Source organism: Streptomyces ruber, assembly GCF_014648075.1.
GTDB lineage: Bacteria > Actinomycetota > Actinomycetes > Streptomycetales > Streptomycetaceae > Streptomyces > Streptomyces ruber.
In genome coordinates this window covers 457888-478971 of sequence record NZ_BMQK01000001.1, presented here as the reverse complement: position 1 = coordinate 478971, position 21084 = coordinate 457888, and the positions used below count along the sequence as shown (strand labels likewise).

Genomic DNA, 21084 nt, shown 5'->3' with positions numbered 1-21084 from the left:
GTGACACCCCGTGCCGGGCGGCACGGGGTGTCACCCGCGCCTCCCACCCCCGTTCACGCGCTGTCCGGTATCGGCAACGGCCGCTTCTCGATGGCCGCGGCCATCACCTCGGGGAAGAGCTCGGGCGTACAGGCGAACGCCGGCGTGCCCAGGGCCGCGAGCGCCGCCGCGTGCTCCCGGTCGTAGGCGGGCGCCCCCTCGTCGGAGAGCGCGAGCAGCGTCACGAACTGCACCCCCGACGCCTGCATCGCCGCCACCCGCTTCAGCATCTCGTCCCGTATCCCGCCCTCGTACAGGTCGCTGATCAGCACCACCACCGTCTCCGCCGGCCGGGTGATCTGCGACTGGCAGTACGCCAGCGCCCGGTTGATGTCCGTGCCGCCGCCGAGCTGGGTGCCGAAGAGGACGTCGACCGGGTCGTCCAGCTGGTCCGTCAGGTCGACGACCGCCGTGTCGAAGACGACGAGCCGGGTGCTGATGGACCGCATCGAGGCGAGGACGGCGCCGAAGACCGACGCGTAGACCACGGACGCCGCCATCGACCCCGACTGGTCGATACAGAGGACGACCTCCTTCTTCACCGACTGCGAGGCCCGCCCGTACCCGATGAGCCGCTCCGGCACCACCGTCCGGTACTCCGGCAGGTAGTTCTTCAGATTGGCCGCGATCGTGCGGTTCCAGTCGATGTCGCGGTGGCGTGGCCGGCTGATCCGCGCGCTGCGGTCCAGAGCACCGGTGAGCGTGGCCCGGGTCCGGGTGGCGAGCCGCTTCTCCAGGTCCTCGACGACCTTGCGCACGACGGCCCGGGCGGTCTCCCTGGTCGTCTCCGGCATCGCCTTGTTCAGGGAGAGCAGCGTGCCGACCAGGTGGACGTCGGCCTCCACCGCCTCCAGCATCTCCGGCTCCAGCAGCAGCGTGGACAGCCCGAGCCGGTCGATGGCGTCACGCTGCATGACCTGTACGACGGAGGACGGGAAGTACGTCCGGATGTCGCCCAGCCAACGCGCGACCGAGGGCGCCGACGCCCCGAGCCCCGCCGAACGGTCCCGTCCGCTCTGCGGCCTGTCCCCCTTCCCGTAGAGCGCGGCGAGCGCCCCGTCCATGGCGGCGTCCCGTCCGGAGAGCGCGTGCCCCGTCCCGTCGGCCGTGTCTCCCCCGAGCACGAGCCGCCAGCGCCGCAGTCTCTCGTCGGCGGCCTCCTTCACCCGGCTCACCACTTCCGCACCCGTACTCATGCACCCACCTCCACAGAACTGTTCCCGGTCCTCATGGCGTCTTCGTCGCCCTCGTCGCCCTCGTCGCCCTCGTCGTTCTCGTTGTTTCTGTCGTCTTCGTTCAGGCCCAGCAGCAGGCGCAGCACCGGCAGTACGGCGTCCGCCCGCCCGGCGTCGGGCTCGGCGGCGAAGCCGGGGGTCCCCGACGCGGTGGCCGCCGCGCTCCCCCGCGCACCGGGCCCGCGTCGCACCAGTTCGCCCAGCGTTCTGCGCACCCCGGGCTCGTACGCCGAGAACGTCCGCCGCAGCAGCGGGAGCACATCGGTGAACGCCTCCCCCGATACCCCGGTCAGCCACGCGTCCACCAGCCCGAGCAGCCGCTCGTCGTGCACGAGCAGCATGCCGCCGCCGGCTCCGCCCGCCCCTCCGCCGACGAAGCCCTCGATCCACGCGGCCGCGTCCGCCGGTGCCGTCCCCGGCGACAGCACCAGCCCCATGAGACGAGCGGTGTCGTCCCGCGCCAGCTCGCCGTCGTCCAGCAGGAGCCGCGCCGCCCGGCCACGGACGACACCCGGAACGGTGTCCCGCTGCGACAGCACGTGCAGTACGGAGTGCCACCGGGCCCGCAGGTCGCCGTGCGCGGCCGGCACCGCCTCCCCCAGCAGGCCCACCGCTCCGTGCACCGCGTCCACATGACGGCGCATCTCGGTCGCGGCGTCCCGGTCGAGCGCGGTGCACGCGGGCGGAAGGCCGACGAAGACCCGTTCGGCCAGGCCCGCCGCGACCTCCGCCAGCGCCCGGGTGTCCGTGGCCCGGACGTCCCCGTAGCGCACCGAACGCACCAGCGCGGGCAGAGCCTGCGCGAGATGCCCCACGTCCGCGTCGAGCGCGGCACGGTCCGCGAGGGCCCGCATCACCACGGGCAGGGCGTCCGGCAGCCCGGCCAGCAGGCAGCGCTCGGCGAGTCCGGTGACATCGGCGAGCGACTCCGCCGACACGGCGTCCGCCTCGGCCCTGGCGGTCGCCGCCGACAGGACGGTCGTGCCCCACACACCGGCCTCGGCGACCCGCACCGCCAGCTCCGGCTCCCACCGCAGCCGCCAGGTCTCACGGAAGGTGCCGGTACTGCCGCGTGAGACCACGGGCTCGCCCCACGCGATGCCCAGCAGCCGCAGCCGGTGCAGGAGGCGGCCGCGCTCGGCGTCTGTCTCCTTCCGCAGGTCGAGCTCCACCTCCCGCTCCAGCGCCTCCGGCTTGAGCCGCAGCCTGCGCTGCGACCGCGCCAGGTCGCGCTGCAACGGCACCGCGGGCGCCGACTCGGGCACCTCCCCCAGCACGTCGCCGACCACGAGCCGGTCGTGCACGAGGCCGAGCGGCACGTCCGAGCCCTCGCACATCACCGCCCGTACGGCGTCGGTCGTCTCGGTGAGACCCGGCAGCGGGCGCCCGCGCATCACCGCGAGCGTCTCGGCGAGCCGCACCGCCTCGATGACGTGGGCGGAGGAGACGAGGCGGTCCTCCTCGCGGAGCAGCCCGGCCACCTTGGTCATCCACCGCTCGACGGGGCGGTCGGGCGCGCCGAACAGGTGCCCGTACCAGCCCGGCGAGTCGATGCCCGCCCCGTAGCCACTGGCCCGGGACAGCCTGCGGTGCGTCCACGGCACCCAGGTAATGTCGGCCTTGACCTTCGGCAGTCCCTTCAACAGCGCCCGGTCGGCGGCGACGGTGCGCTTCTCCCGCAGCGCGGGGACGTGCCACGCCCCGCACACCACGGCCACCTCGTCCCCGAACTCCTTGCGCGCGGACCGCACCTGGAGCCGCATGTACGCCTCCCGGACCGGGTCCCGGTCGTGCCCCCCGGTGCCGTACGTCTCGCGCAGCGCCTCCATGGCCTCCCCCAGGGCCAGGAACGGGGCGAACACGTCCCCTTCCGTCCCCCTGTGCTCGACCACGTCCTCCCACCACCGCTCGGGATCGTCGTACCCGGCGGCTTCGGCGAGCGCCGCGAGGGGATCGACGCGGACCGCCTCGACCGCCTCCTCGGACCTAGCGGACGGAGTGGACGGAGCGGACGGAGCGGGTCCCTCGGTGTGCTCCGGCTCCTGCTCCTGCTCCGGCTCCGGCTCCGGCTCCGGCTCCGGCTCCGGGGTGCATTCCCCGGTGTTCCACGCGAGAGTGTGCGTCGCCGGTAGGTCGATGAAGCGGGCCGGGACTCCGTGCTCCACGGCCCAGCGGATCGCCACCCACTCCGGGGAGAACTCGGCGAGCGGCCAGAACGCCGAGCGGCCGGGTTCGTCCACGGCATGGGCGAGGAGTGCGACCGGCGGCCGCATGTCCTCGTCGGCGACGAGCGGGACGAGCCCGTCCGCCTCCGGTGGCCCTTCGACCAGGACCGCCCGGGGACGCGCCTCGTCCAGCGCGGCCCGCACCGCCCGCGCCGACCCCGGCCCGTGGTGCCGCACACCGAGCAGCAACGGCCCGCCGTCGTAGGGCCGCACTCGCGACACGGTCCCTCCCGGGCCGGCCTCTCCCACTTCCACGCCGGTGCCTCCGTACCCGCGGGCATCCGTCGCCGTCGGTGGGCCCCCGCGTCCCGTCTCCCGGAAGCCGCTCACGCGCCGACCTCCCGGCACGCCCGGTAGAAGTCCGTCCAGCCGTCGCGCTCGCGGACGACCGCCTCCAGGTACTCCTGCCAGATGACGCGGTCGGCCGCCGGGTCGCGGACCACGGCGCCGAGAATGCCGGCGGCCACGTCGGAGGCGCGCAGCACTCCGTCCCCGAAGTGGGCAGCCAGTGCCAGCCCGTTGGTGACGACGGAGATGGCCTCGGCGGTGGACAGGGTGCCGCTCGGCGACTTCAGTTTCGTACGGCCGTCGGTCGTCATCCCGTCCCGCAGCTCGCGGAAGACCGTGACGACACGGCGGATCTCGTCGATGCCGTCGGGTGCCGTCGGCAGGTCGAGCGAGCGGCCGATCTGGTCGACGCGGCGCGAGACGATGTCGACCTCGGCGTCAGTGCTTTCCGGCAGCGGCAGCACCACGGTGTTGAAACGGCGGCGCAGGGCGCTCGACAGGTCGTTCACTCCGCGGTCGCGGTCGTTCGCCGTGGCGATCAGGTTGAAGCCGCGCACGGCCTGCACTTCCTGCCCCAGCTCCGGTATCGGCAGCGTCTTCTCGGACAGGATCGTGATCAACGTGTCCTGGACGTCCGCCGGAATGCGGGTGAGCTCCTCCACCCGGGCCGTCATCCCCTCGGCCATCGCCCGCATGACCGGGCTCGGTACCAGCGCGTCGCGGCTCGGTCCGTGGGCGAGCAGCCGCGCGTAGTTCCATCCGTAGCGGATCGCCTCCTCCGGCGTGCCCGCCGTGCCCTGCACGAGCAGCGTGGAGTCACCGCTGACCGCCGCGGCCAGATGCTCGGACACCCAGGTCTTGGCAGTGCCCGGCACACCGAGCAGGAGCAGGGCGCGGTCGGTGGCGAGGGTGGTGACGGCAACCTCGACGATGCGGCGCGGGCCCACGTACTTCGGTGTGATCACCGTGCCGTCGGGCAGGGTGCCGCCGAGCAGGTAGGTGGCCACGGCCCACGGTGAGAGCTTCCAGCGGGCCGGGCGCGGCCGGTCGTCCTGTGCGGCCAGCGCGGCGAGCTCGGCCGCGAAGGCGTCCTCGGCGTGCGGACGCAGCGCTTCGGCCGGCGCTTCCGCCGCGGCGGCGTGCCCGCTCGTGTGCGCGTCCGGTCCCGCGGGCGCGTTCGCGGACGCGGACTGGTTGCGGTCGTCGTCGACGGTCGTCGGGTCCACGGAAACAGGCATGACGGAGTCCCCCTCCAGCTCGGCCTGGTCGGCCGCTTCGGATCTGGTGTCCACCGTGCACCACGCCACTGACAACGCGTGCTGACCTGCGGAAACAGCTCAGCCGAGGTCAATTGTCAGTGGTGGGTCCTACCTTCGGGGACATGACTCAGCAGGGGGTGCGCTGGACGGCTGAGCAGGTGCTGGCACTGGCGCCTGACGCAGCGTCACGCAAAGCGGGAAGCAAACTCGGCGCAGCCGGGCCGTGGTCGGAGGCGGGCAGTTCGGACGAGGGGGCAGTGTGGGGACTGTGCAAAGGCAGTGGCAGCAAGCCGTATCAGACGGTCATCGACGTCGCGGACGCCGGCGGGCCCGCGTACAAGTGCAGTTGCCCGAGCCGCAAGTTCCCGTGCAAGCACGCGTTGGGGCTGCTGTTGCTCTGGGCGGGCGGGGACACCGTGGTGCCGCGTGCGCAGGCGCCGGACTGGGCGGAGCAGTGGCTGTCCGGCCGAAGGCAGCGCGCCGGGGCCCGGAGGACGACGACGGGCGCGGCATCTGGGGCTGCGCCTGGTGACCCGGAGGCGGCGCGCCGCCGGGCGGAGCGGCGCGCCGAGCGGATCACGGCGGGGGCGACCGAGCTGGAGCAGCGGCTCACCGACCTGCTGCGGGGCGGCCTGGCGGGGGCCGAGCAGGCCGGTTACGGACTGTGGGACGAGGCGGCGGCCCGCATGGTCGACGCGCAGGCACCGGGCCTCGCCGCCCGGGTGAGGGAGCTGGGGGCCGTACCGGGCTCGGGGGCCGGCTGGCCGGTGCGGCTGCTGGAGGAGTGCGCGTTGCTCCACCTGCTCGACCAGGGGTGGCTGCGGCGCGATCGGCTCCCGGACGGCCTCGCGGCCACGGTACGTGCGCGGGTGGGGCTCGCCGGCTCGCCGGAGGGCCCGCCGGTGCGCGACCGGTGGCTGGTCCTCGCCCAGTACGACACGGCGGACGCCCGCCTGACGACCCGGCGGATCTGGCTGTACGGCACCGGATCCGGCCGCACGGCGCTGCTGCTCTCCTACGGAGCGGCCGGCCGGGCACCGGAGCTGTCCCTTCCGGTGGGCCTGGCCTTCGACGCGGAGGTATCGGCCTACCCGGGAGCGGGACAGCTGCGCGGCGCGCTGGGTGAGTGGTTCTCGGCTCCCGAGCCGACGGAACGGCGACCGCCGGGAGTGTCCCCGGCGGAGGCGACGGCCCGTTACGGCGACGCCCTGCGCGACGACCCGTGGCTGGACTCCGTCCCGGTCGTTCTCAGCCGGGTGATACCGACTCCGGACGGCGACGCGTGGCAGCTGGCGGACGCGGACGGCGACCTGGCCCTGCCTCTGACGCCCGCGGCCCGTTCGCGGCCGAGGTTGTGGCGCCTCGTCGCCCTCTCCGGCGGTGCCCCCGTCACGGTGTTCGGAGAAGTGGGGCACCGAGGCTTCACACCGCTCACGGCCTGGCCGGAAGGAGAGGGGAGGGCGGTGGGGGTGTGCTGAGGCACGGCCGCTCCCGAGGACGCTGAGCATCTGGCGTCCACCGGCGGAACGGTGCCATGGGGGCGGGGCGAGCTTCTCCGGGACCCGCCCCGCCCATCGCGACCGATCAGCCAGCCGACTCGCCGGCCACCGATCACCGATCACCGATCACCGATCACCGATCACCGATCACCGACAAGGGGGAAGGACCCTCATGAGCGGCAACACCACCCTCCCGAAGTCGCGGGACGGGAACTTCTGGGAGGAACTCGTCACCGTGGCGCTGCTGGGCACGGACCGGCGGCCGGTTCCCGGGCTCGCGGCCGGGCAGGACGCACCCGTGGCGTTGCTGGACGCCGCGGCCGTGGAGACCGTGCGGCGCAGGGCGGGCCTGCGGCCGGCCCCGGCGGCGGCGCGGCCGGAGCCCGCGGCCGAGGATGCGCGGCCACCGCTCCCGCCGGCCGCCGCGCGCAGGCTGGCGTTGCTCCTGGCCGACCGGCCGGGCACGGGGAGCGGCGGCCGCAGAGGCACGGCTCCCGACCTGATGGAACTGCTGCCGCAATGGCTGGCGTCGGCCAACGCGCGCGGTTACGCGGCCCCGTCCGAGGCGCTGCCCGCGCTGCTGGACGCGGCCCGGGGCCGTACCGACCTGCGTCCGGCTGTGCTGACGTTCGCGGGACCGCGCGCACTGTGGCTGGCCCGGCTGAACCCGGACTGGCGCTTCGCGCTGCGGGCCGCGCCGGGCGGAGGCACCGGGCTGCCGGACCACCGGGACGCCGACCGGGCCCGGAAGCTGTGGGAGGAGGGGCTGTTCACCGAACGCGTCGCCCTGCTGGCGGCGATGCGGGCCAAGGAGCCGGACGCGGCACGGGAGTTGCTGGAGAGCACATGGGCGACGGAGCGGGCCGAGGACAGGCTGATGTTCCTCGACACGCTGCGGACCCGGCTCGGAGCGGAGGACGAACCCTTCCTGGAACGCTCCCTGACCGACCGCAGCCGGAACGTACGGGCCACCGCCGCGGAGCTGCTCTCCGCGCTGCCGGGTTCGGCGCTCGCCGCACGGATGGCCGCTCGCGCGGGATCGTGCGTGGCCGTCGACCACACCCGAAGCGGCCCCGTGATCACGGTCGAGCCGCCGCACGAGTGCGACGCGGGCATGGAACGCGACGGTGTGGTGGTCAAGGCGCCGGCAGGTCGCGGGGAACGGTCCTGGTGGCTCGGCCAGTTGGTGGAGGCTGCGCCACTCGGATCCTGGTCGGCATGGCTCGGCGGGCGCACTCCGGAGGAGATCGTCGCACTGCCGGTGGCGGACGACTGGCAGGGCGAGCTGCACGCCGCCTGGTGCCGGGCGGCGGTCCGGCAGCGCGATGCCGGCTGGTCGAAGGCCCTGCTGGGGGAACCGTCCGTGCCGCAGGCCGCCGGTCCCGGGGCCGTGTCGCTGGCCGAGCGGGCGAAACTCCTGGCGACGCTGGGCACGGACGAGCGGTCGGCGTGGGTGGCGGGGTTCATCGCGGCCCATGGTCTGTCGGAGGCGTTCCAGTTGCTCGGGGTCTGTACGGTGCCGTGGTCCCCGGCACTGGGGCGCGCGGTGGTGGACGCGCTGAACATCGCGAGGGACGCCGGTAGTTACCCCTGGAGCTTCAGTGGGGTGATGGGACTGGCCGAACGGTGCCTCGACCCCTCGGAGGCCGCGCGGCTGGACGCGCTCACCGCCGTGCCCGAGGAGGTGGAGGGCGCGTCTCCGGGAGCCGGCGGGTATTGGTCGGAGGCGTTCCAGCGCCTCGTCACGACGCTGCGCCTGCGCGCCACCATGTGGCAGGAGCTGTCCGCGCCATGACCCGGTCGTACCTGAACCGGTGGTGTGAGCCCGGTCGAGGACGGCCCCCGGCATACGTCACCGAGGGCCTTGGCCCCGCGGAGCCGTGGCGCTGTGGCGCTGTGACCGGACGCCGCGGACCGCCCGGTCACGTCTCCGCGGGCTGGCGGACGTTCGCCCGGACCCAGTCCACGATCGACGTGGTCGTGGCGCCGGGGGTGAAGATCTCGGCGACACCCTTCTCCTTGAGGGGCGGGATGTCGGCCTCGGGGATGATGCCGCCGCCGAAGACCTTGATGTCCTCGGCGTCCCGCTCCTTGAGCAGTTCGATGACGGCCGCGAACAGCGTGTTGTGCGCGCCGGAGAGGATGGAGAGACCGATCGCGTCGGCGTCCTCCTGGATCGCGGTGTCGACGATCTGTTCCGGCGTCTGGTGGAGGCCGGTGTAGATGACCTCCATACCCGCGTCGCGCAGGGCCCGCGCGATCACCTTGGCCCCGCGATCGTGGCCGTCGAGCCCCGGCTTGGCCACCACCACGCGGATCGGACCGGCTGCCACACCCATCACTGCCTCCATGCGACGACTACACCACCCCGTACCCGTACCGCTTCCAACGTCCCCCACCGAGCTGGACGCGTCGCGGACACGGGGCCCGCACCGCGCGGCCGGGGAAGTGAACGAACGTTATCGCCAGCATCCCGCAACCGGCAGTTTCGCGGCGGAGAGCGAGGGGGAAATCACACGTGGGACACGTTCGCCGCGCACCGTTCCGAGTTCCCGCGGCACACGCGTCGCGGGGATCGACGGCATACCTGCCGCACGGAACCGTGGAGCGGGCGCCACGACCGGAGGGTGTGCAAGGAGAGCCGCCACGAGGTGGCCGCACCACCGCACCGCCTGCGGGAGGCGACAGTGGTGGGGCGCTTCGGCGATGGCACGAGCACGAAAGCGGGGACCCACGTTCGTCCGGTGGCGGAGCCGTCCAGAGCCGTGAAGACGGCGAGGCGCCGCCTCACCAGGAGGACAGGGGCCGTCGTCGCGTCACTGACGTCTCACGCGTCATGTACGCCGCACTCGCACCGTCGCCCACCTCCGACACGGTTCACCATGAGCGCACACGGGGGACAGAGGAGTCCTCCCGCGTGCCGACGGGAGGTCGGCCATGAAGGTCACCCGGGCAGCCTTGCCCTTTCTGCCGTTCTGCGAAGGCCGGTTACCCGGGTTCCCCGGCCTCCCCCAGCTTCCCGGCAGACTCGCGGGACTCTCGATGGCCCTGCTGAAAGCGACGGCACTGGAGTTCGCGATCCTCGCGGGTCATCTGCTCCTGTACCCGTCCGGGATCATCCAGGAGCGCAGGCCGGGCACCGAGCCGCTGCCGGCGGACGCCGCTCCGCTGCCGACCGGGACCAGGCCCCCGGTCGTCCTGCTCCACGGCTTCATAGACAACCGCTCCGTGTTCGTCCTGCTGCGCCGCTCGCTCGCACAGCACGGCCGCCGGCAGATCGAGTCGCTCAACTACTCGCCCCTCACCTGCGACATCCGCACCGCCGCCGAGCTGCTCGGCCGGCACATAGCAGACATCTGCGAGCGGACGGGCCACGACCGGGTCGACATCGTGGGGCACAGCCTGGGCGGGCTGATAGCGCGGTACTACGTGCAGCGGCTCGGCGGCGACCTCCGCGTCCGCACCCTCGTCACGCTCGGCACCCCGCACGCGGGCACCCGTGTCGCGCCCTTGGCCAATGCGCACCCGATCGTTCGCCAGATGCGGCCGGGCTCCGCCCTGCTCGAGGAGCTGCGGCAGTCGGCGCCCGGCTGTCGTACGCACTTCGTGGCGTTCTGGAGCGATCTCGATCACCTGATGGATCCACTGGAATCCGCTTCCATCGACCACCCCGACCTGATGGTGCAGAACGTCCGGGTGAGCGGCATCGGACATCTCGCCCTGCCTGTGCACCCCGCCGTGGCCACCGGCATACGGCAGGCTCTCGACCTCCACCAGACATCCGGCACGCCGGTCGGCGGGGCCGCCCGGAAGGCGGAACCCGGCACAGGCGGACTCACCGTGGCCTGACCACCGCACGCCGGCGGGCGGGTACCGCCCCGGTGACCAACTCACAGGCACAGCTAATCGAACACGCCTCGAACGCAAGGCCAAAGATGTATACGGAGAGCGCCGAAAGACGCTCGAATGCCCCTTTCCTGGAGGCGCGAAACCGGTTGAAGATTGTCGCGCCCGCATACCGCCGGGTACAGTCGCCGCACTGCTCTGCCAGCCCCTGTTGTCGAGGCGAAAGAGAAGTTGGTGAACGACCGTCACGCGTCGGGGACAGGGACATCCCCGGCCCCGGCTTCCGATGCGGCCTCGGCGCCCTACGCGTCGTACGGCCACCAGGAAGCCCCGTACGGCGACTTCACCACGTACGGCGGCTACGACGCCACCGGTTTTGACACCGGCCAACACCCCACGGTTACCTCGCCGGGCGGGTTCGAAACCGGGCAGTTCGACACCGGTTCCTTCAACACCGGCTCCTTCGACACCTCAGCCGGCACTGCCTACGGGACCGACCCGCTCCACGGCACCACGCAGGAGAACGGCGCGACGGGCTCGTACGACGCCTCGCCGTGGTCGACCGGCAGCCACCAGACGCTGGACCACGACTCGTACGCCGTCCCGCACCAGGCCGGTTACGACACGGGCGCCTACGACAGCACCGGGTGGAACACCGGCTACGACCACCTCGGCGAGATTCCGGCGCAGGCGCCGGGTCCCGAAGTGAGCGGTCAGTGGGATGCCCAGGGCTGGCTGCAGGCCGACCACCTGGGCCAGGCCGGCGAACTGGGGCAGCACGACCAGACGCAGCAGTGGACGGGCACCCAGCTCTTCGACACGGGCGCGTACGACGCGACGCAGTGGAACGGCGACGGCGCACCCACCTCCGGCACCTACGAGCACCCCGCCGGCTCCACCGGCGGAGCGCTCCGGCACGACCACTCCTCCCCCGACGCAGTCGACCAGCAGGCCACCGCGGCCTTCGAACACGTCGCCCCCTACGACCACGACCACGAGCGGTCGGCCGACATGGAGGGCGAGTTCGGCGGTGCGGGCGGCTACGGTCCGCACGTCGACGCCTACGCGCACATCGACGACTGCTCCGACCTTCCGGTGGACGAGGAAGAGATCGTGTCGGCCGGTACCGACGAGACCGCGCTCCCCGGCACCGGCCGGGCGGCGGCGCGGGCGGCGGCGGGCCGTTCACGCCGACGCGGCCCCACGCGGCGTACCGCTCCGGCGAAGCGTTCCGCCTTGCTGACCATCGCCGTGCCGTCGGCCTGTGTCATGGGCGTGGCGGGAATCGCCGCCGCCTCCGTGGGCGTGACCGGTGACGACGGCCAGGAGACGGCGACCACCGCCTCGGACGCCGCCCCGGTGCAGCCCTCGACCGCCAACAACAAGCTCGACACCCAGCTGGCGAGCCTCTCCGCCGGGGCCGACGACTTCGCCGACCGGGCGAGCCGCACCCAGGAGCGCATCGACCTCAAGGCCCAGCAGGCGCTGGAGAAAAGGAGGGCGGCGGAAGAGGCCGCGCGCAAGGAGCGGCTGCGCCCGAAGTTCGCGCTGCCGGTGGCGCAGCACGGCCTCAGCGCTTACTACGGGCAGTCCGGCATCAACTGGATGTCCATGCACACCGGCATCGACTTCCCCGTGTCGTACGGCACGCCGGTCATGGCGGCGACCGACGGAACCGTCCGCACGCAGTGGAACAGCGCGTACGGGAACATGGTCATAGTGACCGCCAAGGACGGCACGGAGACGTGGTACTGCCACCTCTCCACCTACAACGTCGCCTCGGGAACGTCGGTGAAGGCCGGCGACGTGATCGCTTACTCGGGCAACTCCGGCAACTCGACCGGCCCCCACCTGCACTTCGAGGTGCGGCCGGCCGGCGGTTCGGCGATAGATCCACTGGCCTGGTTCCGCAGCCACGGTCTCGACCCCTCGTGACGCACGCATCCTGAACAGGGCAAGCCCTGAGCAGGACCGTTCACAGCGAGTCACGGCAGCAGGAGGGGGCCGGGCACCTGGTCATCAGGTGCCCGGCCCCCCTCCTGCTGCCACTTCACTTGGTCGCCGCAACGCAGCGGTCCCGGCCCGGCCGCTCTAGAGCTTCTCCACCGGCGCGTACCGCAGCAGCAGGCGCTTCGGCTTGGTGTCCCCGAAGTCGATCGTCGCCTCGGCGTTCGCCCCCGTGCCCTTGACGCCGACGACGGTGCCGAGGCCGAACTGGTCGTGGGTGACCCGGTCACCGACCGCCAGCGCCACCACGGGTTTCTCGGTGGCACGGCGCGTCGCGAAGCCGGACGCGCCCGACGCCGACGAGCGGGACCGGGAGGACGACAGGGAGGCCGCGATCCCCGAGACCGGTCCGGCGGCCGCGGGACCTGTTCCGCCCGTACGCTTCCAGTCCAGGTGCGCCGCCGGGATCTCCTCCAGGAACCGGGACGGCGGGTTGTACGAGGGCTGGCCCCAGGCGCTGCGCAGGGTCGACCGGGTGAGGTAGAGCCGCTCGCGCGCGCGGGTGATGCCCACGTAGGCGAGCCGCCGCTCCTCCTCCAGCTCCTTGGTCTGGCCGAGGGCGCGCATGTGCGGGAAGACGCCGTCCTCCATGCCGGTGAGGAAGACGACCGGGAACTCCAGTCCCTTGGCCGTGTGCAGGGTCATGAGCGTGATGACGCCCGAGCCGTCCTCGTCCTCGTCCGGGATCTGGTCGGAGTCGGCGACCAGCGCGACCTGCTCCAGGAAGTCCGCGAGGGTGCCCTGATCGCCCTCACCGCGCTCCTGCTCGAACTCCAGGGCGACGGCGGCGAGCTCCTGGAGGTTCTCGATACGGGTCTCGTCCTGCGGGTCGGTCGACGCCTGCAGCTCGGCCAGGTAACCGGTGCGTTCGAGGATCGCCTCCACGACGGTGGCCGGGCCCGCGCCGGACTCGACGATCGTGCGCAGCTCCTCCATGAGCGTGTTGAACCGCTTGACGGCGTTCGTGGAGCGCGCCGCCATGCCGTACGCCTCGTCCACGCGCCGCAGCGCCTGCGGGAAGCTGATCTTCTCGCGCTGGGCGAGGGCGTCGATCATCGCCTCGGCACGGTCACCGATGCCGCGCTTGGGGACGTTCAGGATGCGGCGCAGCGGGACCGAGTCCTCGGGGTTGGCCAGGACGCGCAGGTAGGCGAGGACGTCCCGGACCTCCTTGCGCTCGTAGAAGCGCACGCCGCCGACGACCTTGTAGGGCAGGCCGACGCGGATGAAGACCTCTTCGAAGACACGGGACTGCGCGTTCGTCCGGTAGAAGACCGCCACGTCGCCGGCCTTGGCCTCGCCCGCGTCCGTCAGGCGGTCGATCTCGTCGGCGACGAACTGGGCCTCGTCGTGCTCGGTGTCGGCGACGTATCCGGTGATCCGGGCGCCGGCGCCGGCGTTGGTCCACAGGTTCTTGGGGCGGCGGGACTCGTTGCGCTCGATGACCGCGTTGGCCGCGGAGAGGATCGTCTGGGTGGAGCGGTAGTTCTGCTCCAGCAGGATCGTCGTCGCGTTCGGGTAGTCCTCCTCGAACTGGAGGATGTTGCGGATGGTGGCACCGCGGAAGGCGTAGATCGACTGGTCGGCGTCACCCACGACGCACAGTTCGGCGGGCTCCTGGACCCGACCGTCCTCCTGGGTCCCGTCCGCCGGGCCCACCAGCTCCCTGACCAGGGCGTACTGCGCGTGGTTCGTGTCCTGGTACTCATCCACGAGGACGTGGCGGAAGCGGCGGCGGTAGTGCTCGGCGACGTCCGGGAAGGCGCGCAGCAGGTTGACCGTCGTCATGATCAGGTCGTCGAAGTCGAGGGCGTTGGCCTCGCGCAGCCGAGACTGGTAGAGCGCGTACGCCTGGGCGAGGGTCTTCTCGAAGCCGTCGGCCGCCTGGGCCGCGAAGTCCTCCTCGTCGATCAGCTCGTTCTTCAGATTGGAGATCTTGGCGCTGAAGGACTTGGGCGGGAACCGCTTCGGGTCGAGGTCAAGGTCACGGCAGACCAGGGCCATCAGCCGCTTGCTGTCGGCGGCGTCGTAGATCGAGAACGAGGACGTGAAGCCGAGCTTCTTGCTCTCCCGCCGCAGGATCCGTACGCACGCGCTGTGGAAGGTCATCACCCACATCGCGCTCGCCCGCGGGCCGACGAGCTGCTCGACGCGCTCCTTCATCTCGCCCGCGGCCTTGTTGGTGAACGTGATGGCGAGGATCTCGCCGGGGTGGGCGCCCCGCGCGGACAGCAGGTGCGCGATGCGGTGCGTGAGGACGCGGGTCTTGCCGGAACCGGCGCCGGCCACGATGAGCAGGGGGGAGCCGGCGTGGACGACCGCCGCGCGCTGGTTCTCGTTCAGCCCCTCCAGCAGGGCGGCCGGGTCGATGGCGGGCCGGGGGGCGCCGTCGCGGTAGTACGGCTCCCGGTCCGGAGGCACGTCGAACTTCCCGCCGAACAGATCGTCCGGAACCGGCTCCGGTACGTGATCGTCCTCGGGCGGCGGCGGGGGCTCTTCCTCGTGGGCCCGCGGGGCCTGGAGATCCGCCAGGAAGCTGTCGTCAAAGAGGCTGCTCATCGCTCTCCGAGTCTAGGCGGACCCACCGACAAGCAGAGGCCGCCCCGAAAACTGGGGGCCGTGAGATTCGTCCTCCTGCTGTCCGTACGCCCCTGCCGGCTGGCCTCGGCACCGCCCGCCCGACAGCCTGGCCCATAACCCAGCCGGTAGTCGGCAGCCGGTGGAGGACATCAAGACGATCAGGATCGATGACCGACTCGGCCAGGCCGCGCAGGCGGGCCTCCACGCCCTGTCGCCAGGGTCACGAAAATGTATCGGGCATATCGCACTTCAACCTTCACAGAAGCCACACTTGTTGGCTAGCGTGCTGGACGGTCGCTCGACCGAACCGGCGAACGACGCCGGGCCGGGCAGCCTCCGCCGAGTCCGGTACGCCCGCACGGGAGCCGGAGCCGGGGACCCACTCGTCCTTGGGGTATCGGTCCGACCGTCGGCATCGCGATCGCGCCGACACCGCTGTATACGGCACGGACCTTGGGGCACACCTTCCGACGCACGCGCCCGAGCCCTCCCCCGGAGCCCGAAGGGCCTGGGAGGGGCCCCCACCGCTAACCCGGTAGGCGGACGACGGAAGGAGCCGCCGCCCCATGGCGCCGCACAGAAGGCCACGTCCCGCCCGGACGCGCGCAGGCATTCGGACCCCCGCACTCGCGACGGCGGCCCTGACCTCCGTGGCCCTGCTCTCCCAGACGGCGAACGCCGCGCCCACGACCGACGACAGGCCGAACCTGGAAGAGGTCGAGAGGAAGGTCGACGACCTGTACCGCCAGGCCGAGTCGGCCACCGAGCGGTACAACGCGGTCAGGGAGAGGACCACCAGGCAGAAGAAGCGTGTCGACACCCTCCTCGACGACGTCGCCCGGCGCACGGAGCAGCTCGACGAGGCGAGGGAGAAGCTGGGGTCGTTCGCGGCCGCCCAGTACCGCGCGGGCGCGGCGGCACCGGAGACGGCCACACTCCTGCTGGCCGACGACCCGCAGGCTTACATCGACCGGAGCCGGCTGGCGGACCGCCTGACCGCCCGCCAGCAGGTCGTGGTCGACGACTACATCGGCCAGCGGGCCGAGACGGCGAAGAAGCGCGAGGAGGCCACCGAGAGCCTCGAAACGCTCACCGAGTCGCAGACCAGGCTCAAGGCGGTCAAGGCCGAGGTGCAGGGGAAACTCACCGCGGCCCGGGAGCTGTTGTCGCAACTGACCGCCGAGGAGAAGGCACGGCTGGCGGCGATCGAGAAGGAGAGGCGGGAGGAGGCCGAGCGCAAGGCGGCGGAGCTGGCGCGGCAGCAGGCCGCCGCGACGGCGGCGGAACAGGAGACGGCGCCGGGAACGACCACTTCGCAGGAGCAGTCACAGGAGCAGTCACAGGAGCAGTCACGGGAACAACCGCAGGAACGGTCGCAGGAGCAGGAGACCGTGCCGGGCGCCGCGGCCGGCGGCACCGCCACCGTCGACGGCTCCGCGTACGCCGCCAAGGCCGCCAAGGCTCTGGCCTTCGCCCGCGCCCAGGCGGGCAAGCCGTACGTCTGGGGCGCGACCGGCCCGGACTCCTACGACTGCTCAGGTCTCACCCAGGCCGCCTGGAAGGCCGCCGGCGTCGACCTCCCACGGACGACGTACGGCCAGGCCGAGGCGGGCACGACGGTCTCCCTCGCCGACATCGCCCCCGGTGACCTGGTTTTCTTCTACGACGACGTCACACACGTCGGCATCTACGTCGGCAACGGCATGATGCTCCACGCGCCGAAGCCGGGGGCGTACGTCCGCGAGGAGTCGATCTTCTACGACGGGGAGTCGTCGATCCACAGCCTGGTGCGGCCGGCATAGGACCGGAACGCGCCCGTGGCGGACGGCGACCGGGTCCCGGAACGATCCGGGGCCCGCCCCGGCCCGCCCGGCCCGCCGCTCGGCCGCTCAGGTCCAGAGCACCGCGATGAAGATGTTCGCCGCCGTGAGCGCCCCCACGAGCCCGAAGAGTCCCTTGTCCACCTTCTCCTCGTCCCGCTTCACGTACACGAGCCCCAGCACCACGACCAGCACAGCCAGCTTCACGCCGATCTTGATGTTGTTGACGCTGTGTCCCTCGGCCTGGTGGAGGCCGACCAGTACGGCCCCGGTGACCAGCATCGTCAGCGCGCCGTGCAGCATTCCGGGAACGAAGCGGGCCGTGCCCTGGCCCATCGCCTTCATCTGGGTGAGAAACCCGCCGAGGAGAGCGGCGATGCCGATGATGTGCAGGGCGACGAAGAGATGGATGAGTACGTCCATGGAGCCGGAGCCTAATCCTCGGCCTGTCCGCCGCCCGACTCGGGCCCCACGACGTGGACCGGTGGTCGGCCCGCCGCCCGGGAAGGCCGTTTCCGGGCCATACCACCACGTGCCCCTCTAGCGGCTGGGAACGGGCACTTCGGTCAGCCGACTACGACAAGTCGGTGGCGTCGGGACGGGAATGCGGTCATGCGACGTCGTTCGCAGCCGAAGCGCGTCAGTTCCGAACATGGCGTTACCGAGCCGTCACCGTCAGGTTTAGCGTCCTTCAGCAGGTGACCGGCTCCTCACCGCCGCCCGGGCCAGGGGCGGCCGGTCGGACACCACCGCCGAGGAGGTCCGGCGGCGGCCCGCTTCCCCTGTGCGAGTCGTCGCCGGACACGGAGCCGACGGCTCCGTACGGCGGTCGGTCGCACGGAAGGACACGACGTCCAGGTTGGCAGCCCACCGCAGACCCAGGAAGCATTCACCGAAGCAGCCACTCAGCGACACCACGATCCGCACCGCCGCCACCCTCGCCCTGGCGGGCGCGGCGACCGCGACCGGTTTCGGCGGTACGGGGCACGCCGACCCGGAGCTCACGCCGGAGCAGGCGAAGACCAGGGTGGCGGAGCTGTACCGGGAGGCGGAGGCCGCCACCGAGACGTACAACGGCGCCAAGGAGAGGGCCGACACCGCGCAGAGGCGGCTGGACGACCTGCGGGACGAGGCGGCACGCCGCACCGAACTCCTCGACGCCACGCAGGAGAAGCTCGGGTCGCTGGCGACTGCCCAGTACCGCGGCGGTGGTCTTGATCCCGCATGGCAGCTCGCGCTGTCCGACGACCCGGACCGGTACCTGGCGGGCACGGCGCTCGCCGAGCGGCTGGGCGCACGACAGGCAGCCGACGTGACCGGCGTACGGAAGGCCCTGCGCGAGCTCGAACAGGTACGGGACGCCGCACACACCGAACTCGCCACCCTCCGTTCCCAGCAGGCGGAACTGCGGCGGAGCAAAGAAACGATCACCGAAAAGCTCGGCGCGGCACGACGGCTGCTGGCGAGCTCGGCGGACTCACCGCTGTCCCAACGGACCCGACCGAGCCGACGAACCCAACGAGCCGGAACGAACGGGACACCGGACGGAACACCGGACGAAACGTCGAACGGAACAACGAACGGATCAGAACCCCTGTTGCCCTCCTCGGCCTCCTCCTCGCCACGCAACCTGGGGCCCGTCTCGGCGGCGTCCTCCGCCGCGCGGGCGCCCGACTCCCGCGCGGCGGCCGCGATCACGTACGCGTACAGCAAGCTGGGCAGCCCGTACGTGTGGGGTGCGACCGGGCCCGACGCCTTCGACTGCTCCGGGCTCGTCCAGGCCGCGTACCGCTGGGCAGGCGTCTCCCTGCCCAGGACGACGTACGCGCAGATCGACGTGGGCCGGCGGGTCCCGCGGTCCCGGCTGCTGCCGGGCGACCTGGTGTTCTTCTACTCCGGCGTCAGCCACGTCGGCATCTACGTGGGCAGCGGCCGGATGATCCACGCACCGCACCCGTCGGCGCCGGTACGCGTCGCCCCGATCGACGAGATGCCGTTCGCGGGAGCAGCGCGGGTGGTGTGAGACCACCGGGCCCCTTGAGCCGTCGCCGTCCTCACACCAGACGCCTCGCCGTGGCCCACCGTGTCAGCTCGTGCCGGTTGGACAGCTGCAGTTTCCGCAGGACCGCCGAGACATGCGACTCGACCGTCTTGACGGAGATGTACAGCTGCCTGGCGATCTCCTTGTAGGCGTAACCGCGGGCGATGAGCCGCAGGACCTCGCGTTCGCGCTGGGTCAGGCGGTCCAGGTCCTCGTCGACGGGCGGAGCGTCCGTCGAGGCGAAGGCGTCGAGGACGAAGCCGGCGAGCCTCGGCGAGAACACCGCGTCGCCCTCCTGGACGCGGAAGATCGAGTCCACGAGGTCGGATCCGGTGATCGTCTTGGTGACATACCCCCGGGCGCCGCCCCGGATGACGCCGATGACGTCCTCGGCGGCGTCCGAGACGGACAGGGCGAGGAAACGGACGGGCTGCTCGGGGTCGGCCATCAGCGTCGCGCAGCGCCGCAGCACCTCCACCCCACCGCCGCCGGGAAGGTGCACGTCGAGGAGCACCACCTCGGGACGGACAGCGGTGATCACCGAGACGGCCTGGTCGACGTCGGCCGCCTCCCCGACCACCTCGACGCCCGTACGGTCCGTCTGACCGATCTCCGCCTGCACGCCGGTACGGAACATCCGGTGATCGTCGACCAGCACGACACGCACACGCCGCCCGGCTGCGGTCAACCCCGTCGTCGAGGGCTCGCCGGCAGCGGGCGGCCCGGTCTGCCCGGCCTGCTGCCCGGCCTGCTCGGACATCCGCCCGGCCCTCTCCGCGCCCTCGCCGGCCGGGCCGATGCCCGCACCGCTGCCCGTGCCCGTACCGCCCGCCGCGACCGCCCCGTCCGGCGTGCCCGTCCCGCCTGACGTACCCGCCCCGTCCGGTGCGGTCGGCACGCTCTCCCCGTTCACGTCGCTCATGACGTCGTCTCCGCCCTCTCCATCTCCAGCTCGACCTCCGTGCCGCCGTCGGGTACGGCGCGGAGCCGTGCCGTACCCCCGTTGCGCTCCATGCGGCCGATGATCGATTCCCTGACGCCCATGCGGTCGGCGGGTATCGCGTCCAGGTCGAAGCCGGGTCCGCGGTCACGGACCGACACGAAGACCATTCTGCCCTCGACTTCCGCGAAGACCTGTACGGCACCGCCCTCGCCACCGTACTTGGCCGCGTTGACCATCGCCTCGCGCGCCGCTTGCATCTGTGCGCCCAGACGTTCGTCGAGGGGGCAGTCCCCTACGACCACGACCTCGATGGGGACACCGTGCTTGTCCTCCACCTCGGCCGCGTTGCGCCTCACGGCCTTGGCGAGGGTGTCGGGCTCGTCGCTCTCGTCCTTCCCGGTTCCCTCGGGCTTGTACAGCCAGTTGCGCAGGTCGCGCTCCTGGGCCCGGGCGAGGCGGCGTACCTCGCCCGCGTTCTCGGCGTTGCGCTGTATCAGTGTCAGCGTGTGCAGCACCGAGTCGTGGACATGGGCGGCGACCTCGGCCCGCTCCTGGGCGCGGATGCGCATGAGGCGCTCCTCCGAGAGGTCCTGGGTCATGCGGATCACGTAGGGGCCGGCGAGCAGCGCTATGCCGACGAGGACGGCGAGCGCCGCCTGCAGGACCGAGCCGAGGTGGGCGGCGGAACCCTGCAGCACAAACATCCCGGAGACGCCGGCGGTGACGAGGAGGACACCGCCGACGGTGCGGAGCAGCGTGAGCGTCCGCCGGCGGCGGCCCGCCTCGACCCAGCGGGCCCGGCGGGCGTTGTCGGCCTGACGCCAGACCAGGGCGACGCCGGCGGCGACGAGCACGGTCGGCCACAGATACGCCTTGGCTCCGTCGGCGACGTCCACTTTGCCGACGAAAACCATGGCCACGACGACCATGAGGAGCAGGGCGACCATCTGGCCCTGGTCCGGCTTGCGGGCCACGAGTCTGCGGCGGCCGTCCGGCAATGTCTCGGTGGTGAAGGCCGAAGGACGCTGACTGGCTACGCCTCCCACGCCGAGCGGCACGAAGAACCAGAACGCCGCGTACAGCAACGCGCCGAGACCGTCCGCGAGGAACAGCCCGACGAAGACGAGGCGCAGCCACACCACGGGAAGCCCCAGGTGCCCCGCGAGCCCTCGCGCCACGCCTCCGAGCCAGCGTCCGTCGCTGCTGCGGTACAGCTTGCGCGGGGGCCGCGGGCTGTCGACTGGCGTGGCTACGGCTTCCGGCATGCCATCGATGGTCACACGCCTGGCGGACGGGGGCATC

14 protein-coding genes are annotated in these 21084 nt (G+C 72.2%); 6 read left to right on the top strand and 8 right to left on the bottom strand.

Annotation, left to right across the window (positions count from 1 at the left end):
- Nucleotides 1-53 precede the first annotated feature (53 nt).
- From IEZ04_RS02235 to IEZ04_RS02225, 3 genes are all read right to left on the bottom strand, one after another.
- Nucleotides 54-1235: a vWA domain-containing protein gene (locus IEZ04_RS02235; protein ID WP_189214869.1), complete on the bottom strand. Its 1182-nt coding sequence runs from the start codon at nucleotides 1233-1235 to the stop codon at nucleotides 54-56.
- Nucleotides 1232-3748: a DUF5682 family protein gene (locus tag IEZ04_RS02230; protein WP_373296248.1), complete on the bottom strand. Its 2517-nt coding sequence runs from the start codon at nucleotides 3746-3748 to the stop codon at nucleotides 1232-1234. The genes IEZ04_RS02235 and IEZ04_RS02230 overlap by 4 nt, the downstream gene beginning before the upstream one ends.
- Before the next feature lie 77 nt (nucleotides 3749-3825).
- Entirely contained in the window at nucleotides 3826-5025 is a 1200-nt protein-coding gene (locus tag IEZ04_RS02225; protein ID WP_189215362.1) for an ATP-binding protein, read from the bottom strand.
- Between the two features lie 143 nt (nucleotides 5026-5168).
- On the opposite strand from IEZ04_RS02225, the gene IEZ04_RS02220 reads away from it, so the two are divergent.
- Entirely contained in the window at nucleotides 5169-6524 is a 1356-nt protein-coding gene (locus tag IEZ04_RS02220) for an SWIM zinc finger family protein (RefSeq protein ID WP_189214868.1), read from the top strand.
- 193 nt (nucleotides 6525-6717) lie between these two features.
- Nucleotides 6718-8340, top strand: coding sequence for a DUF5691 domain-containing protein (locus tag IEZ04_RS02215; protein ID WP_189214867.1), 1623 nt, complete (start codon nucleotides 6718-6720; stop codon nucleotides 8338-8340).
- A 127-nt stretch (nucleotides 8341-8467) separates the two neighbouring features.
- Here the strand turns inward: IEZ04_RS02215 and icmB are convergent, their stop codons facing one another.
- Nucleotides 8468-8884 carry a coenzyme B12-dependent isobutyryl CoA mutase small subunit gene (icmB, locus tag IEZ04_RS02210; protein ID WP_189214866.1) on the bottom strand — a complete coding sequence of 139 codons (417 nt, stop codon included), beginning with the start codon at nucleotides 8882-8884 and terminating at the stop codon, nucleotides 8468-8470.
- A gap of 598 nt (nucleotides 8885-9482) precedes the next feature.
- On the opposite strand from icmB, the gene IEZ04_RS02205 reads away from it, so the two are divergent.
- Both IEZ04_RS02205 and IEZ04_RS02200 read left to right on the top strand, forming a co-directional pair.
- Nucleotides 9483-10394 carry a lipase family alpha/beta hydrolase gene (locus tag IEZ04_RS02205; protein WP_189214865.1) on the top strand — a complete coding sequence of 304 codons (912 nt, stop codon included), beginning with the start codon at nucleotides 9483-9485 and terminating at the stop codon, nucleotides 10392-10394.
- A gap of 231 nt (nucleotides 10395-10625) precedes the next feature.
- Complete coding sequence (locus IEZ04_RS02200) at nucleotides 10626-12326, top strand: M23 family metallopeptidase (protein ID WP_189214864.1); 1701 nt, start codon at nucleotides 10626-10628, stop codon at nucleotides 12324-12326.
- Between the two features lie 156 nt (nucleotides 12327-12482).
- Here the strand turns inward: IEZ04_RS02200 and pcrA are convergent, their stop codons facing one another.
- Nucleotides 12483-14957 (bottom strand): DNA helicase PcrA, encoded by a 2475-nt coding sequence (gene pcrA, locus IEZ04_RS02195; RefSeq protein WP_189214863.1) that lies wholly within the window; start codon nucleotides 14955-14957, stop codon nucleotides 12483-12485.
- A gap of 587 nt (nucleotides 14958-15544) precedes the next feature.
- Between pcrA and IEZ04_RS02190 the strand changes: the two genes are divergently transcribed.
- Complete coding sequence (locus IEZ04_RS02190; protein WP_189214862.1) at nucleotides 15545-16780, top strand: C40 family peptidase; 1236 nt, start codon at nucleotides 15545-15547, stop codon at nucleotides 16778-16780.
- An 87-nt stretch (nucleotides 16781-16867) separates the two neighbouring features.
- Here IEZ04_RS02190 and IEZ04_RS02185 read toward each other — a convergent pair whose 3' ends face one another.
- On the bottom strand, nucleotides 16868-17221 hold the full coding sequence (locus IEZ04_RS02185) for a hypothetical protein (protein ID WP_189214861.1): 354 nt from the start codon (nucleotides 17219-17221) through the stop codon (nucleotides 16868-16870).
- Nucleotides 17222-17657: 436 nt separating this feature from the next.
- On the opposite strand from IEZ04_RS02185, the gene IEZ04_RS02180 reads away from it, so the two are divergent.
- Nucleotides 17658-18821, top strand: a complete 1164-nt coding sequence (locus IEZ04_RS02180) for a C40 family peptidase (RefSeq protein ID WP_189214860.1) — start codon at nucleotides 17658-17660, stop codon at nucleotides 18819-18821.
- A 31-nt stretch (nucleotides 18822-18852) separates the two neighbouring features.
- Here the strand turns inward: IEZ04_RS02180 and IEZ04_RS02175 are convergent, their stop codons facing one another.
- Nucleotides 18853-19599, bottom strand: coding sequence for a LuxR C-terminal-related transcriptional regulator (locus IEZ04_RS02175; protein ID WP_189215361.1), 747 nt, complete (start codon nucleotides 19597-19599; stop codon nucleotides 18853-18855).
- 158 nt (nucleotides 19600-19757) lie between these two features.
- Nucleotides 19758-21083: an ATP-binding protein gene (locus tag IEZ04_RS02170; protein WP_189214859.1), complete on the bottom strand. Its 1326-nt coding sequence runs from the start codon at nucleotides 21081-21083 to the stop codon at nucleotides 19758-19760.
- Between the last annotated feature and the right edge of the window lies 1 nt (nucleotide 21084).